The sequence below is a fragment of the Polaribacter gangjinensis genome (assembly GCF_038024125.1).
GTDB lineage: Bacteria > Bacteroidota > Bacteroidia > Flavobacteriales > Flavobacteriaceae > Polaribacter > Polaribacter gangjinensis.
Genome location: NZ_CP150662.1, coordinates 1,589,859 through 1,609,078 on the forward strand (window position 1 = coordinate 1,589,859; position 19,220 = coordinate 1,609,078).

Annotated in this window: 15 protein-coding genes; 3 read left to right on the forward strand and 12 right to left on the reverse strand. The window is 31.0% G+C overall.

The genetic code is table 11. From position 1 onward, the window contains the following. Positions 1 to 395 precede the first annotated feature (395 nt). From WHA43_RS07075 to WHA43_RS07100, 6 genes are all read right to left on the reverse strand, one after another. Entirely contained in the window at positions 396 to 581 is a 186-nt protein-coding gene (locus WHA43_RS07075; protein ID WP_105046386.1) for a YgaP family membrane protein, read from the reverse strand. A 19-nt stretch (positions 582 to 600) separates the two neighbouring features. Further along, positions 601 to 906 carry a hypothetical protein gene (locus WHA43_RS07080; protein WP_105046387.1) on the reverse strand — a complete coding sequence of 102 codons (306 nt, stop codon included), beginning with the start codon at positions 904 to 906 and terminating at the stop codon, positions 601 to 603. 12 nt (positions 907 to 918) lie between these two features. Then, positions 919 to 4,113: an efflux RND transporter permease subunit gene (locus WHA43_RS07085; RefSeq protein ID WP_105046388.1), complete on the reverse strand. Its 3,195-nt coding sequence runs from the start codon at positions 4,111 to 4,113 to the stop codon at positions 919 to 921. A 107-nt stretch (positions 4,114 to 4,220) separates the two neighbouring features. Then, a complete protein-coding gene (locus tag WHA43_RS07090; RefSeq protein ID WP_105046389.1) occupies positions 4,221 to 5,297 on the reverse strand; it encodes an efflux RND transporter periplasmic adaptor subunit in 1,077 nt (358 codons plus the stop codon). Between the two features lie 43 nt (positions 5,298 to 5,340). Next, complete coding sequence (locus WHA43_RS07095) at positions 5,341 to 6,651, reverse strand: TolC family protein (protein ID WP_105046390.1); 1,311 nt, start codon at positions 6,649 to 6,651, stop codon at positions 5,341 to 5,343. A gap of 127 nt (positions 6,652 to 6,778) precedes the next feature. Continuing rightward, positions 6,779 to 8,392 carry a T9SS type A sorting domain-containing protein gene (locus WHA43_RS07100; RefSeq protein WP_105046391.1) on the reverse strand — a complete coding sequence of 538 codons (1,614 nt, stop codon included), beginning with the start codon at positions 8,390 to 8,392 and terminating at the stop codon, positions 6,779 to 6,781. A gap of 132 nt (positions 8,393 to 8,524) precedes the next feature. On the opposite strand from WHA43_RS07100, the gene WHA43_RS07105 reads away from it, so the two are divergent. The 3 genes from WHA43_RS07105 to WHA43_RS07115 all read left to right on the forward strand — a co-directional run bounded on the left by WHA43_RS07105 (position 8,525) and on the right by WHA43_RS07115 (position 11,904). Then, complete coding sequence (locus WHA43_RS07105) at positions 8,525 to 8,899, forward strand: hypothetical protein (RefSeq protein ID WP_146104908.1); 375 nt, start codon at positions 8,525 to 8,527, stop codon at positions 8,897 to 8,899. 117 nt (positions 8,900 to 9,016) lie between these two features. Next, complete coding sequence (locus WHA43_RS07110; RefSeq protein ID WP_105046393.1) at positions 9,017 to 9,865, forward strand: hypothetical protein; 849 nt, start codon at positions 9,017 to 9,019, stop codon at positions 9,863 to 9,865. 44 nt (positions 9,866 to 9,909) lie between these two features. Then, positions 9,910 to 11,904, forward strand: a complete 1,995-nt coding sequence (locus WHA43_RS07115) for a TonB-dependent receptor (RefSeq protein WP_105046394.1) — start codon at positions 9,910 to 9,912, stop codon at positions 11,902 to 11,904. A 56-nt stretch (positions 11,905 to 11,960) separates the two neighbouring features. Here the strand turns inward: WHA43_RS07115 and WHA43_RS07120 are convergent, their stop codons facing one another. From WHA43_RS07120 to WHA43_RS07145, 6 genes are all read right to left on the reverse strand, one after another. Beyond that, on the reverse strand, positions 11,961 to 12,554 hold the full coding sequence (locus WHA43_RS07120; RefSeq protein WP_105046395.1) for a methyltransferase domain-containing protein: 594 nt from the start codon (positions 12,552 to 12,554) through the stop codon (positions 11,961 to 11,963). 80 nt (positions 12,555 to 12,634) lie between these two features. Then, positions 12,635 to 12,931 (reverse strand): thioredoxin, encoded by a 297-nt coding sequence (gene trxA, locus WHA43_RS07125; RefSeq protein ID WP_105046396.1) that lies wholly within the window; start codon positions 12,929 to 12,931, stop codon positions 12,635 to 12,637. A gap of 8 nt (positions 12,932 to 12,939) precedes the next feature. Next, complete coding sequence (locus WHA43_RS07130; RefSeq protein ID WP_105046397.1) at positions 12,940 to 13,923, reverse strand: Tll0287-like domain-containing protein; 984 nt, start codon at positions 13,921 to 13,923, stop codon at positions 12,940 to 12,942. A 47-nt stretch (positions 13,924 to 13,970) separates the two neighbouring features. Further along, on the reverse strand, positions 13,971 to 14,612 hold the full coding sequence (locus WHA43_RS07135) for a Crp/Fnr family transcriptional regulator (RefSeq protein ID WP_105046398.1): 642 nt from the start codon (positions 14,610 to 14,612) through the stop codon (positions 13,971 to 13,973). Between the two features lie 56 nt (positions 14,613 to 14,668). Beyond that, a complete protein-coding gene (locus WHA43_RS07140; RefSeq protein WP_105047322.1) occupies positions 14,669 to 15,988 on the reverse strand; it encodes a TolC family protein in 1,320 nt (439 codons plus the stop codon). 4 nt (positions 15,989 to 15,992) lie between these two features. Then, on the reverse strand, positions 15,993 to 19,220 hold the full coding sequence (locus tag WHA43_RS07145) for an efflux RND transporter permease subunit (RefSeq protein WP_105046399.1): 3,228 nt from the start codon (positions 19,218 to 19,220) through the stop codon (positions 15,993 to 15,995).

The window sequence follows — 19,220 nt, forward strand, 5'->3', positions numbered from 1 at the left end:
CAATTTGATATTTCAGAAAGTTGGATGGTTCGTTTGCTATTAGTATAAAAAACAATCATATTTTTTCTAAATAAAGTACAAAAATACTATTTATTTAGAATAAATAAAAATAAAACAAGAAAAAAGGCATGAATCCCCCAATACATGCCCTTTTCTATTTCTTTGGTTTATCGCTATTCATTAACATTAAAACAGCTGCTACTAACCCTACTACAACCAGAACAAAAATTCCGATCATGATAATACCATTCGTCCATGAAACCAACGAAATATTGTATAATTGTGATGTCATCTTTCAAATTTTTATCAAAAATAACGAGAAGAATTCTTCTATTTTATGATAAAAATCAGGTTTTTAACATGCTGTTTTAATTTCTGAATTATAAGTTTGTCACTTACTTTTTAACACCTAATTTTTGCAAGATGATTTCTAACAAACACCATTTTGTGAATGCTGATTGTAACATATTTGCGCCAATAAAAACGGTAAACCACATCCAATTGTGATGAACATAAACAGTTAATACAACACTTAATATGATGAAAGTGCCTACGATTGCTCTAAAATATTTGTTTAACATTGTTTTTGATTTTTAAAATTTATATTGATTTTTCTATGGGTAAAACGACGGCCCGAACTGGATTATTAGTTTCTAAATGAATATTGAATTCCTTTATAAGTTCGAGTAATGCATCAATCTGAGTTTCCTCTGTAAAAGAGAAAAACATATTAGACTCATTACCTCCTTTATTACTGCCAAACCAATTTGGTGTAACTACGAATCCGTTTGATGATTTATATCCATCAATAGTTGATTCACTAAAATTCTCAATATTTGCTTTTTTGAAGAGCTTCAAAATATCATTATGAAACTCTTGAACTGCTGTTACGATTACTAATTTCATGATAGTTAATTTTTATTTATAGTTCTTTTTTTCGATCATATAATACACTAAAGGCACCACCAGCAAAGTAAGGATTGTAGAAACAATGGTTCCTCCCATTAATGAAATTGCCAATCCTTGGAAAATTGGGTCAAATAAAATCACAAAAGCGCCTATTACAACAGTTCCTGCAGTTAACAAAATAGGAGTTGTTCTCACTGCTCCTGCCTCAATAGCTGCTTGTTTTAACGGAATTCCTTCTTCTAATCTAAGGTTGATAAAATCGATTAATAAAACCGAATTTCGCACCATGATTCCCGCCAAAGCAATCATTCCAATAAAAGATGTTGCTGTAAAAAATGCTCCCATCATCCAATGTCCTAAAATGATTCCGATTAATGATAAAGGAATAGCAACCATCATAACCACAGGCGCTTTAAAGTTTTGAAACCAGCCTACAATCAAAATGTAAATCAAGATAATTGCGCCTAAAAATGCGATTCCTAAATCTCTAAAAACCTCTAAGGTAATTTGCCATTCTCCATCCCATTTTACCGTATAATCATCTTCAAAATCTGGTTGACCTAAATACATTTCGTTCAATTCATATCCTTTTGGCAATGGAATTTCTTTTAGTTTTTTGTCCATTCCTAAGATGGCATATGCAGGACTTTCTAATTCTCCTGCCATATCTGCCAAAACATACACTACTCTTTTTTGGTTTTTTCTATAAATACTTTTTGCAGCAGTAGTTTCTTCAATTGTCACCAAATCAGTTATTGGAACTAAATTTCCTTGGTTTGATTTTACTTTTAATTGCGCTATGTCTTTTACAGTAGATTTGTCACTTTCATCCAAAGCCAACACCAAACCAATTTGTTTTACAGCATCTTCATCATACAATGTAGTAACGGCTCTGTTTGATAATGCCATATTCATGGTATAGGCAATTTGCTGAGGAGCAACACCATATAACATGGCTTTCTCTTTATCAATGGTAAATTGATATTCAGTTTGGTCAGCCTCTACCATCCAATCAACATCAACTACATCAGTTGTATTATTTAGAATATTTTGAATATTGTCTGCAATTTTTATCTGTTGATTGTAATCAGGCCCATAAACTTCAGCAACAATTGTTGATAAAACAGGTGGTCCTGGCGGAACTTCAACTAATTTTACATTGGCATTAAATTTTGACGCAATCTTTTGAATATCAGCTCGTAATAATTTTGCGATATCATGACTTTGTGCAGAACGTTCGCTTTTATCAACTAAGTTTACTTGAATATCTGCCATATTGCTTCCTCCACGCAAATCGTAATGACGCACCAAACCATTGAAAGTAATAGGTGCAGAAGTACCCACATAATTCTGATAATTCACCACTTCTGGTCTTGTAGCTAAGTATTGTGAAATTTCTTTTGCCACCAACGAAGTTCTCTCTAACGTGGTTCCTTCTGGCATATCAATGACTACTTGAAACTCATTTTTATTATCAAAAGGAAGCATTTTTACAGCAACAGAATTGGTAAAAAACAATCCAAAAGTTGCTAATAAAAGGGCGAAAGTACCTCCTAAAAAAATCCAACGTTTTGTTTTATTTTCTAATAAAGGTGTTTCAAACTTGCTATAAATTCTGTAAATTAAGGTTTCTTCAATAGGTTTTTCTGGTTTTTCTTCAGCTCCAGCTTTGTCTTTCTCTCTTAAAAAAATATATCCTAAATAAGGAGTAATTGTCAACGCAACAAACAACGATAAAATCATGGCAATTGAAGCTCCAATTGGCATTGGTGCCATGTAAGGCCCCATTAATCCTGATACAAATGCCATTGGTAATACTGATGCAATTACTGTAAAAGTTGCTAAAATTGTTGGGTTTCCTACTTCATTAATCGCATACAACGCTGCTTGTTTAAATGGTAAACGCTTCATTTTAAAATGCCTGTGCATATTTTCGGCAATGATGATGGAATCATCTACCACAATTCCTGTTACAAAAACCAACGCAAAAAGTGTGATTCTGTTCAGGGTATAATCCAACATATAATAGCTCAGCAATGTCAATGCAAATGTGATTGGTACTGATAAAAACACGACCAATCCACCTCTCCAACCCATGGCTAACATTACCACCAAAGTAACAGCAATGATAGATCCTATAAGGTGTAACAACAATTCTGATACTTTATGAGAAGCTGTTTCCCCATAATTTCTGGTGATTTCAACATGAACATCATCAGGAATTAATGTGGTTCTTAAATGATCCACTTTATCGATGATTACATCTGCAATTTTCATGGCATCTGCACCTTTTCTTTTGGCAACAGAAATCGTTACTGCTGGATATTCTGAATTGAATTTGGATGATTTTTCACTCGCTTTTCCAAAACCTAAACTCACATAGTTTTTAGGAACTTCTGGTCCATCAATAATTGTAGCAATTTGTTTTAAATAAATGGGTTGATTTTGTTGAACGCCAACTACTAAATTTTCTACATCTTGTGCACTTTCTAAAAATTTACCAGTATTGATGATAAATTCAGTATCATTTTTATCAAAATAACCTGAATTTAATTGTGCATTATTCGCATTGATCATTTCAGAAACAGACAAGAAATCCAATCCAGCTGATGCTAATTTATCTTTATCCAATACCACACGCACTTGACGCTCTCTTCCACCAATTTTGTTAGTAACTGCAACATCATTCACTTTTTTAATTTCAGCTTCCAGTTCTTGCGCCATTTGGCCTAATTGATAATCGTCGTAATTTTCACTCCAAAGTGTCAATCCTAACATAGGTACATCATCAATAGCTCTTGTTTTTACCAATGGAAACGTAACGCCTTTTGGCATTTGATCCATGTGTTTATTGATTTCGTTGTACAATTTTACAAACGAACGTTCAATATCTTCACCCACATAAAACTGAACAATCACCATTCCTTGCTCTTTCATAGAAGTTGAATATACATACTCAACACCTTTGATATTGGAAATCAATTTTTCTAGTGGTTTGATAACTCTCGATTCTACTTCTGTAGGACTTGCTCCTGGATATCCCACAAAAATATCTGCCATTGGCACATCAATTTGTGGTTCTTCTTCACGCGGAATTAGAAACGAACTGTACACGCCAATGACCATAAAAACAATCATCAACAGCACTGTTAATTTCGAATTCATAAAAACTTTGGCAATTTTGCCAGCTAAACCTTCTTTCATATTTCTATCCCTAACCCTTTCCAAAAGAAAGGGAATTGTTGCGGGTATTTTTTAATTAATAACTATCTTTTTAAACTGATCACTGAATACTAATTACTGAATACTGATTACTGAATACTAACTTTAGCTCCATTAAACAATTTTCCATTAGCAGAAACAATGTAACTTTCGTTTGCATTCAATCCTGATAAAACCTCTACTTGATTACCATACGATTTTCCTAAAGTCAACCATCGTAAAATGGCTGTATTTGATTGACTTACCGTGTAAACTCCAGATAATTGTCCGTTTGAAATAATAACATCCTTTGGAATTAGAATACTATTTGATTTCGCAGTTTTAGCTACAGGAAACTGAACAGTTGCAAACATTCCTGATAAAATAGTATTCGGAGTTTTTGTCAATTGAATTTTCACCAAATATTGACCTCCTGTATTTTTAGAGGAAGTACTTACTTCTTTTACAATTCCTTTTACAGTTTCATTGATTGATTTTATAGAAACATCTACAGAAATTCCTTGTTTGATAACAGAAATTTCAGATTCTGGAACCATAGCAATTACTTCAAAATTGCCTGGAGCTTCCATAGAAATTAACGGTTGACCAGGATTTGCCATATCACCTTTTTCAATCATTTTGGCAGTTATCACTCCACTAAAAGGTGCTGTGATATTGGTATATGCAAATTGAGAATTGATCTCATTTTTCATTTGATTGGCTGCCTCTAAACGTGCTTTTGCCATTTGATAATGAGCAGTTACATCGTCAAATTCTTTTTGAGAAGCACTTTTGTCTTGAAACAAATTTTTAAAACGATTGTAGTCTTTTTCAGCATTTTTAAAAGCGGCAGTTGCCTCTAAAATACTCGCATTTACTTGAGCTTTTTTTGCTTGTAAATCATCATTATTAATGGCAACTAACAATTGACCATTGCTTACTTTATCACCCACATTTACAGGAACATTGGTTACAAAACCCATCATTCTTGTGCTTAGTGTCGCACTTTTTTCTGATTGAATTTTTCCACTTACGGATAAAAGTGGGCTGTTGGTATTTTCTGAAATTTGACTCACTGTTACTGTTATTGCTGCTGTATTATCAACAGCTTTTTTTGTGTCTTCACTACCACAACTTGCTAGAAATGCAGTCGCTAAAAGTGATATAATTATGGATATTTTTTTCATTTTATATTGATTTTTTAAACTTTAAATTTTGATCTTAAATTGATTATTCTTTTGTTAGAAACTGAACATACGCTTGCGCATAATTGTACTCGAAAATTGTTTGATAATACTCTAATTGTTTTTGAGAAAATTGCGTTTCAGCATTCAGCAAATCCGTTGTTTTTTCTAAACCTTCTTTAAAACGATTGGTTCTAATTCGCAAAGATTCTTCTGATTGATTTAACGCTAATTTTGAAAGCTGAAGTTTGTTTTCAGCATCTATCAACATACGTTTTGCTTTGTTTAATTCTAAATTACTTTTAGAAACATATTGAGTATATTCCATTTTTGATTTTTCAAATTCGGCCTTGCTTTTTTGTGCTTTTCCAATGCGTTTTGAACCTTGAAAAATATCCCAACTCAATTGCGCACCTACTAAATATCCATTGGCATCTGCTTGAAAAATGTTGTTATCATACAATTCGTAACTTCCAAAGGCATTCAAACGTGGTAAAAAAGCCATTTTATCAGCTTTGTTCATGTCTTTGTATGCTTCAGTTGCCAATTGCATTGCCTTGATATCACTACGATTTTCAGAAATTTTCGCATCAATCATTGAAACAGTTTGAATATTTAATTCATCACTAGGAATGTATTGCACATAGCTTTCATCGTTCATCAAAAAAGACATATAATTGGATGCATTTTGCACATTACTTTTGGCTTGTTGCAAATGATTTTGAACCTCAGTAACGCGAACTTCAACATTCAAAACATCTGCTTTTTGCAAATAGCCTTGTTTGAAACTATTTTCAGCCAATTGTTTATTCGCATTTGCAGCTTCTAACGCTTTTTCTAAAACTGCTAAAGCTTTATAAGCCAATTGCAATTCCATGTAAGCTTTTTCAACTTCAAAAAGTAAATATTCTTCTGTTCTTTGAGTTTGCAACGATTTTGCTTCCATGGTTGATTTGGCTGCTTTTCGTTGAAAAACTCCATCTAAATTGATCAAAGGTTGCTCAACTTTAATAATTGTAGCAAAATTTTGAGTTTGAGTTGGATTGTTTAACAACGCAGGATTGAAATCAGCCTGAGTTAAAATCCCTTGATTTAATTTTGAGCCAAATGCCATTAAAGGATTTGTGGTGGCAAATCCTGTGTGACTTGCAGTGATATTGGGCAAAAAAATTGCGTTGGTTTGACGATAATCTGCTTTTGCTTTATTGAATTCTTCCGAAGAAATTTTCAATGATAAATTGCGTTCTTTTATTTTTTGAATGACTGCAGATTTTTCAATCGTAATCATTTCTTGCGCTTGTATTGGAATATACAAAATCAAGATAAAAATGGTAAGATACTTCATTTGATATTTCATTTATATGTTTTTGATGAAGCAAAATTAGGATGAAAAAAAAGTGTAGTCAGTAACATTAGTTACTTAACAAAATTGATATATTTTGACGTTTATCAAAATCTAATCAATACATTATTGATACTGAAAATTAATTTTTTATAAATTTCTTTTCAATGATTTTCGAGGAATTTTTAAAAATCAGCACATATTCTCCTGATGCAAATTTTGAGATGTCAATAGGTATTTTTTTATTTCCAATTGATTTTTCAATATCAATTTTCTGAATAGTTCTTCCTAATAAATCAAAAATTTCAACAGTACTTTTTTCAATATTTGGAATAAAAACTTCGAGCGTAATAGAATCTTTTGAAGGATTTGGATATAAATTTAGTTGATACACATTTTTATCTGTCAATTTTGTTTCTTGAAGACTCAAGGTTGATTTTGTGATAAAAACCTTGAATGCTAAATTACTAGCAGAACTTTGAGTGCCATTATTAATGAAAAAGATATTTTCTTGTGTACTTTCAATTCCACCAAAAATGTAACCAATCAAAGTTTTTTCGGTTGGTAAATTGTTTAAATTCAAAATTTCGTGATTCATGTATAAACTTGCATTTGAAATCGGAATAAATTCTGCCCCTGAACCCAAAAGTGTTGGCATTTTAATATCTAAAATACTCTCGAGCATTGAACCGTCAGCAAATCTTGATACTTTACTGATGGTATTTACAAAAGGAACATTGTCGTCTTTAATCAAATTATTGTTTGCATCTAATTTATACTGACTCATTCCTCCAAAAAATAAAGTATGCATAGAGTTATTTTCGCTATCAAACACCGGAATTTTTGCACTGTGATACTGACTCAAATATTGATTAAAAGTGTTGTTTACTGTATACCCATTTTCATAAACATCAACTGTATTTAGCCAAGGTAAATTCACAGAATGTTGAAAAACACCACTAAACATGGTAAATCCCTGAGAACCATCAGGAAAAATTTGAGGCGCCATATTATAATCTCTTCTGTGTAAATTATTGCTGTCTTTTTGGGCATTATAATTTGTTATTGAAAGATTTGTTCCGTCATCAATAATTTGAAAAGTTCTAATTTCTTCGGTATAAACTTGGGTAAAACCAGTGGCATTATTTGGTCCTTGTGGATTGTATTTTCCTTTAAAATACTGTCCTCCACACAAATAAAAAGTGTTATTCAAAAAACCCAATTGTCCTCCAGTTACTGCCAAATTCGGATTTGAAATTTGTCTAAAAAAAGATGAAATTGCTTGATTATTGATAACAGCATTTGCCAAACCATCTACATTAATTGCAGTTAATTTATCATACGTTACATGATCATTTTGAGTTGCACTAAAACCATAACCCCCAATAATATACAAGGTGTTTTCACGCTGATAAAACTCTTGATTGGTTGCTTGTAATTGTTCAAAAATTGGGGCTGATAAAACACTCAAAGAAGCACTCCAAGTTTGATTATTTTGGGGATCAACAACAAAAACATTTTTGTTATTGTCATTTTCTAAAAACGATGAAAAAGGCTGTCTTTGATGCAAACCATCTATTCTTCCTCCTAGTATGATCCATTTTCCATCCGTAGTTTTTCCTACAGAATATGAATGAACATTTGGGGCATTTGCAATGGTTAATGGTTCTATTTGTACTGTAAATTGCTCTTGAGAAACCAATAAAGTGGTCATCAAAAGAAATAAATTTAGTAGTAAAAAGGTATGATTTTTCATAATTTGTTAGGTTAGTATTTACAAATTTCTGAAAATTACTGCGTGATTTTGGTAACTAATGTTACCGAAAAAGCATTTAAAAAAAAGTCTAATTGCTCAAATATTAGAATCCATTATAGTAATTTTACCCCCATGAAAAAACATCCATTATTTTTTTCAGTGTTTTTCAGTTTCATCCTTTTGTATAGCACTTTGAGGGTTTCATTTACGTATATATATTATACTGTTGATCCAATTGGTTTTATTGAAGAATTGTGCGAAAACAAAGACACTCCAGAAATGCAATGTAATGGAAAATGTCAATTAAAAAAGGTATCAGAAAGTAGTCAATCTTCAGAGAAAGTACCTGTCAATTTAATTGATTTTAAAGAACTTATCTTATACAAAGAAACTCTACAATCTTATACAAAATTGTCTTTTTTTGAAAAAAATCTCACCTTATTTTCGTATTTAAACAACTATACCTATTTAAATACAGAATCGAGTTTTCATCCACCAAAAGTTTAATTTATTTTTTTGATTCTAGATTATGAATCATGCAAAAATGTATCAATTGGTTTAAGTTTTACCTCTTAAACTAAAGGTTTTTGTTATACACATATATTAAAAATAAATAAAATTAAAATGAAACCATATTTTAAAAAAATAGCAATCTTATTGGTTGCAACCATTGCATTTGCATCTTGTTCAAAAGAGGTAAATGAAACAGAAATGAATGAATTAGAGGGATTAACTAAAATAAGAGAACTGTCAAATTCAACACATACTATAGAATTGTACTCAAAAAAAGGAGAATTAACTGTAGGTTTTAATGAAATAAAACTAAGAATTTTAGATAACACTTCAGATATTTTTGTAAAAAATGCACAAGTTTCTTGGATGCCAGTAATGCACATGATGATGATGAATCATTCTTGTCCAAAATCAACTGTAGAAAAAGTGGCTGATGAAGGAAATTTATACGAAGGATATATCATGTTTCAAATGGCTGAAAATGCATCAGAATATTGGGATTTAACAATTGATTATACCATAAATGGTGTTGACTATTCAATTACTTCTGAAATTGATGTGCTTGCAACTGAAAAAAGAACTGTTAATTCATTTACTGGTTCAGATAATGAAAGATATTTAGTCACTTACATAGAACCAACTGAACCTAAAGTTGCCATTAACGACATGAAAATTGGGGTTTGGAAAATGGAAAATATGATGAGTTTTCCAATGGTAAATGATTACACCGTGAAAATTGACCCAAGAATGCCAAGTATGGGAAATCACTCATCACCCAATAATGAAAATGCAACTCAAAGCAATCCTGATGATTTTTATGAAGGAAAATTATCATTAACAATGACTGGTTATTGGAAAATAAATCTGCAATTGGCAAAAGCGGATGGTACTATTTTGAAAGGAGAAGAAATTACAAGTACTGTTGAATCTAGCAGTATTTTCTTTGAAATTGAATTTTAATTTAATCAAAGTTCAAATTTGAACTTTGATTTAAACCTTTCTAAATGAGAGATTTATCAACAGTGTTTTTGCTGTTTTTGGGTTTTGGATTTTTATCAGCTCAAAACAAAGAAAAAGACACTACTAAAATCATACAATTAAAAGAAATTGTTTTAATAGGTAAAAAAGCAGCTATTTATCAAAATCAAGCAAAGTCTTTGGGTAGTATTGATGGGTATTTAAACCAATCTTCACTCATAAATATGATAAAACGTGGAGCGTATGCTTGGGAACCAATCATCAATAATATGGCAACTGAAAGAACCTTGGTAACAATTGATGGAATGCGAATTTTTGGTGCTTGTACTGATAAAATGGATCCTATAACATCGTATGTTGAAGTTACCAATCTTTCAGAAGCAACAGTAAAAGATGGACAATCAGGAAGTCTTTTTGGCAATACAATTGGTGGCTCTATTGATTTAAAAAGGAACAAAACAATTTTTGGAGAAAAAAAACTGGAAGTCCAATTTCAATCGGGATTTGAATCAAATAATAGTCAAAAAATATTAGGAAGTTCCTTGAATTTTAAAAATGATAAATTTTACTTTGATTTGGATGTAATGATCAGAAATGCAGAAAACTATAGCGCAGCAAACAATCAAGAAGTTTTATATTCTCAGTTTAACAAACTCAATTTTTCGAATATTTTTGGTTTTAAAATAAAAGAAAACAAATTGCTAGAAACCTCTGTAATTTATGATAAAGCAACTGATGTTGGATATCCTGCATTGACTATGGATGTTTCTTTGGCTGAAGCTCTCATAACATCCTTAAAATATGAAGTAATTCCTAAGAATTCAACAATCGAAAATTGGGAAACCAAAATTTATTTTAACACCATAAAACATGTAATGGATGATACAACGCGTCCAAATGTACCTATTCATATGGATATGCCAGGTTGGAGCGAAACATTTGGATTTTATTCAAAGTTGACATATAGTTTTGAAAAACATCATTTTTTAGTCAATTTGAATTCATTTTACAATAAATCACTGGCTGAAATGACGATGTATCCCAATAATCCAAACGAAAACTTGATGTTTATGCTTACTTGGCCAGATGTACGAACTTTGTATAATGGTGTTTTTATTGAAGACAGTTTTAATGTGAGTAAAAATTCAAATCTTACATTGAATATTTCATTAGGAAACCATTTGAATACAGTTGCTTGTCAATTCGGATTGAAAAGTTTACAAATTTTTTATCCAGAAATGTCTGATAAAAAAAATAGATTTCTAAAAAGTTTTGGGGCTAATTACCATTTTTCTAAATCAGGATTTGAGTATCATTTTGGAATTGCTTATAGTGAACGAGCACCCTCTGTATCTGAAGGTTATGGATTTTACCTGTTCAATAGTTTTGATGGTTATGACAATATTGGAAATCCAAATTTGAAAAATGAATCAGCATTTGAAAGCAATTTTTCAATTGGATTGAAAAAAGAAAAATTTAGGATAAAAGCAAATGCCTCTTACTTTTATTTTTATGATTATATCATTGCTAAAACAGATTCAAGTTTATCACCAATGACACTTGGAGCAAATGGTGTTCGTGTTTATTCGGCCTTAGAAAATGCTGCAATTTTAAATACCAGCCTTTCATTTGAATATTTTATAAATCAATTTTTTACTTGGAATGTACAAACAACGTATGCACTAGGTAAAACCAATGACAACGAATATTTGCCATTTATCAGTCCATTTAGTTATATAAGTTCGTTGAGTTTCAAAAAAAATAAATTTATTAGTGAAATTCAATTAGTTGGCAATGCAACTCAATCCAATTTCAATCCTGAATTTGGCGAAGATCAAACACCTAATTTTGCGATTATAAATACCAATACTGGTTATACATTTAAATTTGACAAAAATGATTTGATGTTAAAAACAGGAGTTGAAAATGTATTTGATAAAAATTATTCTACCTATGCTGATTGGAACAATATTCCAAGAATGGGAAGGAATTTTTATGTGAATTTGAATTATGTATTTTAAAATCTAAATTAAAAAGAGGACATTTTTTAAAAAATGTCCTCTTTAAACTAAAATATTTAAGTCTTAGTTATTGTATTTTTAAAAACACAAAACAACTCCATTCCTGCTCTAGAATTTATTGAGTTAAAAGCATTTTCCATAATTTCTATGGAGAAATAAGGTTCAAAATAGGCTTTATATTCTTCTTTATTGCCTCCAAAAGGCGGATGATTGTCATTCAGTTTTGCATCAAAAAGAAGACCAACTAATTTGCCATTTGGCTTTAAAAGTTCGTTCATTTTTTTGGCATAATTTGCTCTTAAATTTGGATGAATAGCACAAAAAAAGGTTTGTTCTACAATCAAATCAAATGAATTATTGATGTCAAAAAAGTTAGCATGAATTAACTGTGAAGTTGGAAAATCAGGAATTCTTTGTTGGATATTTTTCAACGCAATTTCTGACAAGTCTACTACAAAAACATTTTGAAATCCGTTTTTAAAAAGCCATTCCGCCTCGTAAGAATTGCCTCCACCAGGAATTAAAATTTTGATGTTTTTATGTGTAAGTTGTTCAAAATATGCTTTTAATGGCGGAGAAATTTCGCCTAAATCCCATCCAATTTGATTGTTTTTATATTTTGTATTCCAAAAATCTGCTGATAAATCCATCCTCTAAAATTATACTTTTTATGATAAAAAAAGCACCTGAAATAAATTCCAGGTGCCAACTAACCAACTATTATAAAAAACTAACTAAATTTATTAATAATTGAAACTAACTCTCTTTTTTGAACCATGCCTGATTGTCTCCAAACTTGCTGACCTTTATTATACAAAACCAATGTTGGCACACCTCTCACTTGAAATTGAGACGCCAAATTTTGATTTTTGTCTACATCAATTTTAATGATGGAAACTTTTTCACCCAATTCATCTTTTACTTCTTTTAAAATTGGACTCATCATTTTGCAAGGTCCACACCATTCTGCAAAAAAATCGACCAAAACTGGTTTTTCTTGATTGATTAGTGATGAAAAATTGCTCATAATTTATTTTATTTTTTGAACGTAATATTCCAAATTCCTCTTACTTCATTAATATCATAGCCAATAGCTTTATCATTTGGATACTTTTTTTGAATAACTGCAAAAGTATTATCCGAAACTTCACCTTTTAGATTTCCATGACATTGCAAACACATACTATTGGTAACAATTGGATAATAAACACTAGCAATATTATTCTTCTCAACTAGAATTGGCTCAGAATCTATGTTTTTTTTGATTTCTTCTTTAAAAATATCAATGTACTTTTCTTCTTCTAAAGTTGCTTTGTTTTTACTATTTCTTGGTTTATCAGAAACTCTTTTTATAGAAACATTATTCACTAAAGCCATGCTATCTGTTAAAGACAATGCTTTGATATTACAAAATTCTATAGCAGCAATTGTGCCTTGTTTTTGTATTTTTCCCATCAAATTTTTACCCAAAACAGCTTTGGTTTCTAAGGCAATTCTCAACCCATACTCTTTAAAAGAATTAGTTGATTTATAAAGATTTGCTTCATTTTTTTGCTCTTTCATCATGCCTTTTCCTTGCCCTTTTTTTCCATGATTTTCATCATATCCTTGAGGTTTTTCTACGTCATTATCAAACAAATAATCTGCAATTTCACGAATGGCTTTATCAGAATAATATTGTTTTGGCATCAATCCAAATTTCTTTACTGCGTTTGGCATTTTGGAGTTTTCAACAGTAGGATTCTTCACAAATTTTTGAATGTCTTTGATAAAATCTTCTTTGCTAATCCCTTTTGTTAAATAATGATTCTTGATGGCAATCATAGGAGGAGCAATTCTGTTTTGTTCTGCTGTTTTTGGATTGTGGCAAATGTAACATTGCATTTCCATAAGTTTTTTTCCTGGATGTTTTTCTTGAACAACATCTGGTGCTATAGATTTCATTGCATAAACTGGTTTTTCAGATTTTTGACATCCGAAAAAAATAGCAATTATAAAAATGGTGATATACTGTTTCATTTGATTACAAAATTATATTCTTTAAACATTTTTTTCAGTAACAAAAGTTACAATACTAATACTTTGATACTGTTTCTAAACAGTTTGATTTTACCTTCGTTTTCTAACTTTTTTAAAAGTCTTGAAATAACAACTCTTGAAGTGTGCAAATCATCAGAAATTTCATTGTGGGTTGTGTAAATTACATCATCATGCGTAATCATTGCTTTGTCTTTCAGATATTTATACAATCGTTCATCCATTTTTAAAAAGGCAATCGTATCAATAGCTTCTAACAATTCATCTACTCTCGCATGGTAACTTTGCAATATGAAAGCTTGCCAAGATTTGTATTTTGCCAACCATTCTCCCATTTTTTCCTTGGGAATCATAATGATATCAACATCAGTTTCGGCAATTGCAGCAATTTTGCTTTTGGTTTGTCCTAGACAACAAGACAATGTCATGGCACAAGTATCGCCTTTTTCTAAATAATACAAAACCAATTCCTCACCTTGCTCATCTTCTCGCAAGATTTTGATTGCTCCTTTTAAAATGAGTGGCATGGATTTGATATATTCTCCAACTCCAATTATGGGAGTATTTTTGGGAATGGTTTTGTACACACCAACTTTTTGAATTTCATCAATTAATTCCTCTTCAAATAAATATCCAAAATTGGTTTGCAAGTAGTGTTTTTCATCAGACATAGATACTAATTTTAGTAAAAAGATAAAGTTAGTAAATAGTACTCAAAAAAATACTATTAAAAGGCAACATTTAAAATATCTCCACTCAATTGCAATAACTGAATTTCAATTAATTTTGCATCGAATTTTGCATTGTTGAATGCCGTTTTTGCATTGATTAAATTGATTTGAGCTTGTCTAAATTCAATAGATGTTACTTGTCCTAATTTATAACGCTCTTCTGTTCTGTTGAAATTATTTTGATTTGTCAACACATTTTTTTCTTGAGCACTTAACACAAACAACTGATTTTGATAGTTTTCCCAGGTATTTTTTAAATTATTTTGGATGGTTGTTTTTTGTTGTTCTAACAAAATTTGCTGATTTTCTAAGGCTATTTTTGCGTTGGCAACTCGTGTTTTTGTTGCGCCTCCATCAAACAAATTCCATGTTAAATTCAATCCTGCATTTAAACCTGTAATAGTTGCTCCAGCCAAAAATGATGTTGCAGGGTTGTCACTTTGATTCCATCCGTAAGAAGATGTCAAACCCAACCTTGGTAAATATTGCGATTTATTAATTTTGATATTGAATTCACTAATGGCAATATTTTGTTCGTTTTGTTTTAACAACGCATTGTTTGCCATTGTTTTTTGCAACAAATCATCAAAATTCATCATTTTATTGAAATCAACCTCTGTTTCAACAGCATAATTTGGTTCTTTGTCAATTCCTAAAATGACGTTTAAACCACGTTTTGCATTGTTTAGTTGTTGCTTTGCGGTGATGTAAGAAATGCTATCATTATTTACATCTACCTCAGCATTTAGCAATTCTAATTTGGTTGATTGCCCGAAATTGTATTGATAATTAGCACGCTCTAAACGTCTTTTTGAAATTAAAAGTGCCTCAGATAAATTTTGAGTATTTTCAGACAATCTAGCAATTTGAAAGTAAATGGTAAACAATTGGACATAGGTATTTTCAATGGTTTCTCTAGCTTGGATTTCGCTTAAATTATAGGTTTCTTTTAATTGTTGATAATTGTATTTTCGTCCTAAACCATCAAAAAGAGTGTAATTTAAACTCAAAGCTGCATTGTACGATTTTGTTACAGCACCATCAATACTTCTATTTGTTCCGTCTTGAAATGTTACATCTTGATTTTCTCTTCTGTAATTTGTACCTGATGTTGCTGCAATTGTTGGTAAAAATCCAGTGTTTAAAACAGAGGCATTGTTTTTGGCAACTTCTAGATTGTTGTTGGCAATTTTAATTCCGAAATTGTTTTCAAGTGTAATTTCCAGCGCTTGTTTTTTGGTTAAAATTTCTTGAGAAAATCCTTGAAAAACCGAAAGAAATATAATTATTAAGAGATTGTATTTTATTGATTTCATAAGATTATTTTTTAAGTGCATCTTCAGCATCATTATCATCACTTTCTTGTTCATATTCAATTTCCATTAAAGCTCTTTCTACTTCTTCTTTAGTAACATTATTTCCTGTTTTTAACCATTTGATACCCACTTTTATGGAGTTTGAAACAGATAATAAAATAGGTAACATTACAAGAGTTAAAAGGGTTGCAATGGCAATTCCGTAAGCAATGGAAATTGCCATCGGAATTAAAAATTGAGCTTGCCTGCTTTTTTCAAAAATCAGCGGCCCTAACCCTGCAATTGTAGTGATTGAGGTTAATAAAATAGCTCTAAATCTTGATTGACCAGCCATAATTAAAGCTTCATCAAATTTAACACCTTCCTTTAAATAACCATTAAATTTACCAATCAAAACCAAACCATCATTTACCATAATTCCGATTAAAGCAATGATTCCTAACCATGATAAAATTCCGATTGGAAAACTATGAATATAATGTCCCCAAACCACACCAATCATACTAAAAGGTATCATTAAAATCAATAAAATTGGCTGACTGTAAGAACGGAATGTAAATGCAATCACTAAATAAATTAACAATAAAATGATAGGGCCTACAACATTCACAGAATCTGTGGTTTTTTTTGCTTCTCGATTTTGACCTTCATACAAAGGTGAAACTGAAGGATATTTTGATAAAATTGGAGGCATCACACGTGTTTTAATATCCTCTAAAATTTCTGTAGCTGTATCTGCTTTGTTTTTTAAATCCGCAGTTACTTGAATTTCACGTTTTCCAGACAAATGATTGATAGCAATATCACCACGCTCAATAGTATAATTGGCAATTTCCGAAAAAGGAATTCTACTTCCATTTGGAGCAATAATGCGCATTTCATCTAAATTTTTAATCGATGAACGATCTTTTTTGTCATAACGAACCCACACTTTTATTTCGTCTTGACCACGTTGAAAACGCTGTGCTTGAAATCCGAAGAAACCATCACGCACTTGCGCCATTACTGACTGTAAATTCAAGCCTAATAAATACGCATTGTCTTTTAAAGTGATTTTAATTTCTTTGATTCCTGCAGGATCATTATCAACAACATCTTTTAATGCGGCATTATTTAAAAGCGATTGTTTTAATTCTTCTTTGGCAGCTTTCAATTCTCCAATATTATTACCAAGCAAAGAAACTGCAACAGGACTTCCTCCAAAATTTCCACCAGAACCAAATACTAGACTTTCAACACCATAGACTTTTCCAACAACATCGCTAATTCTATTAGTAATTTCTGGAGATGAAAAATCTCTTGCCTCACCTGGTAATAAATTGACTGTCAAACTCCCGCTTGCACTTCCAGGACCAATTCTTTTGATGATATTTTCAACCACAGGAATATTTCCAGTTTGTTTTTCTGTATATTCTTTATGAACTAACCACACTTTTTCTTCGATCATAGAAATGATTGAATCTGTGATTTTTTCATTGGTTCCTTGTGGCATTTTCAAGGATATTTGAATCTGATCACTTGCAATAGAGGGAAAAAACGAGGTTTTTACAATGCCTCCACCAATTGCTGAAAAACTAAAAATCAATAAAGCCAAAGGAATTGAAAAAGCAAATAGTTTGTTTTTTAAAGAAAATCTCAAAAACGGCATGTAATAATTATCCCTTACTTTTACTAACCAACTATCAGCAACTAGATTTACTTTATTGAAAAAAGTATCAAATTTATTTTGTTTGATTTCTTCGCCATTTTCAGTTTTCTTTCTTTCTAAAGTTCTTGAGTGAACAATATGTGCAGGTAAAATAATTAACGCTTCTAATAACGAAACTGACAAAGTTAAAATTACAATGGTAGAAACTTCACCAAAGAAACTTCCGATATTTCCGTCTACAAAAAAGAAGGTAGAAAAGGCAATCAATGTTGTTAAAATTGCAGAAACAATGGGCGGAATTACTTCCATAGTTCCATCAATTGCGGCTCTAATTTTTGATTTTCCTAAATCGTAATAATGATGGTAAATATTTTCACCAATTACAATTCCATCATCCACCAAAATTCCGATTACAATAATCATCCCAAAAAGTGATAATACATTGATGGTAACATTGAATTGCGCTGCAAAAATAAACATCCCAAAAAATGCGATTGGCAAACCAAAAGCTACCCAAATTGCCAAACGAACATTTAGAAAAAGTGCCAAGAAAAAGAGTACCAATAAAATGCCGACAATACCATTTTCTATTAATAATTTTGTTCTTCCATTTAATGTTGTACTTCTATCACTGGTTACATTTAACTGAATATTTTGTTGCTTTTGATTGAATTCGTAAATGTAGTCTTTGATTTTATCGGCTGTAGATAGCAAATCTTCGCTATTGGTATTACTCACTGTAATATCAATTGCTAAATCATCATTAAAATACAGTCTATCAGGAATTTCAGACCAAGTATCTTTAACATTTGCAACATCTTTTAAACGGATAATGGTTCCATTTGGTTGTGTTCTTACAATTAAGTTTTGCAAATCATCTCCATAATAAGAACGATTGCTTGCTCTGATCAAATAATCTTCTTGAGGTGTTTTTATATTTCCACCAGTAATTAAAATATTGGCATTTCTTACGGCATTTGCAACCTCAGTAAACGATAAATTATAGGCTAATAAATCATTTTCACGAACCGCAATTTCAATTTCTTCTTCAGGAAAACCAGATATGGCAATTTGTGAAATTCCCTCAATACCACGAATATCGTTTTCTATATTTCTGGCATATTGTTTCAAGGTTTTCAAAGTAACGCCTTGACCACTCACTGTAAAACTAATAGTTGGTCGTAAATTCTCCACTTTTGCAATTACAGGAGGTTCTAAACCTACAGGAAAAGAGGGAATTCTATCAACCGCATTTTTAACATCAGACAAAACAACATCAATATTCTGTCCTTTAAAAACCTCGACAGTTACCACAGCTGAATTTTCTCTAGAAACCGAGGTAACTCTTTCTACACCAACTATTCCCTTTAAATTATCTTCAATTTTTAAAACAACTCCTTCTTCAATTTCAGCAGGAGAAGCTCCAGGATATGCTAAGCTAATAATGATTAAACGTGAATCAACCAAAGGAAAAAAGGAAGATTTCATGGTGAAAATCCCTACAGTTCCTAAGATGATAAATGCCAAAATCAATACATTGACAGCAACTGAATATTTGATAAAAAATGTAATTATTTTTTTCAT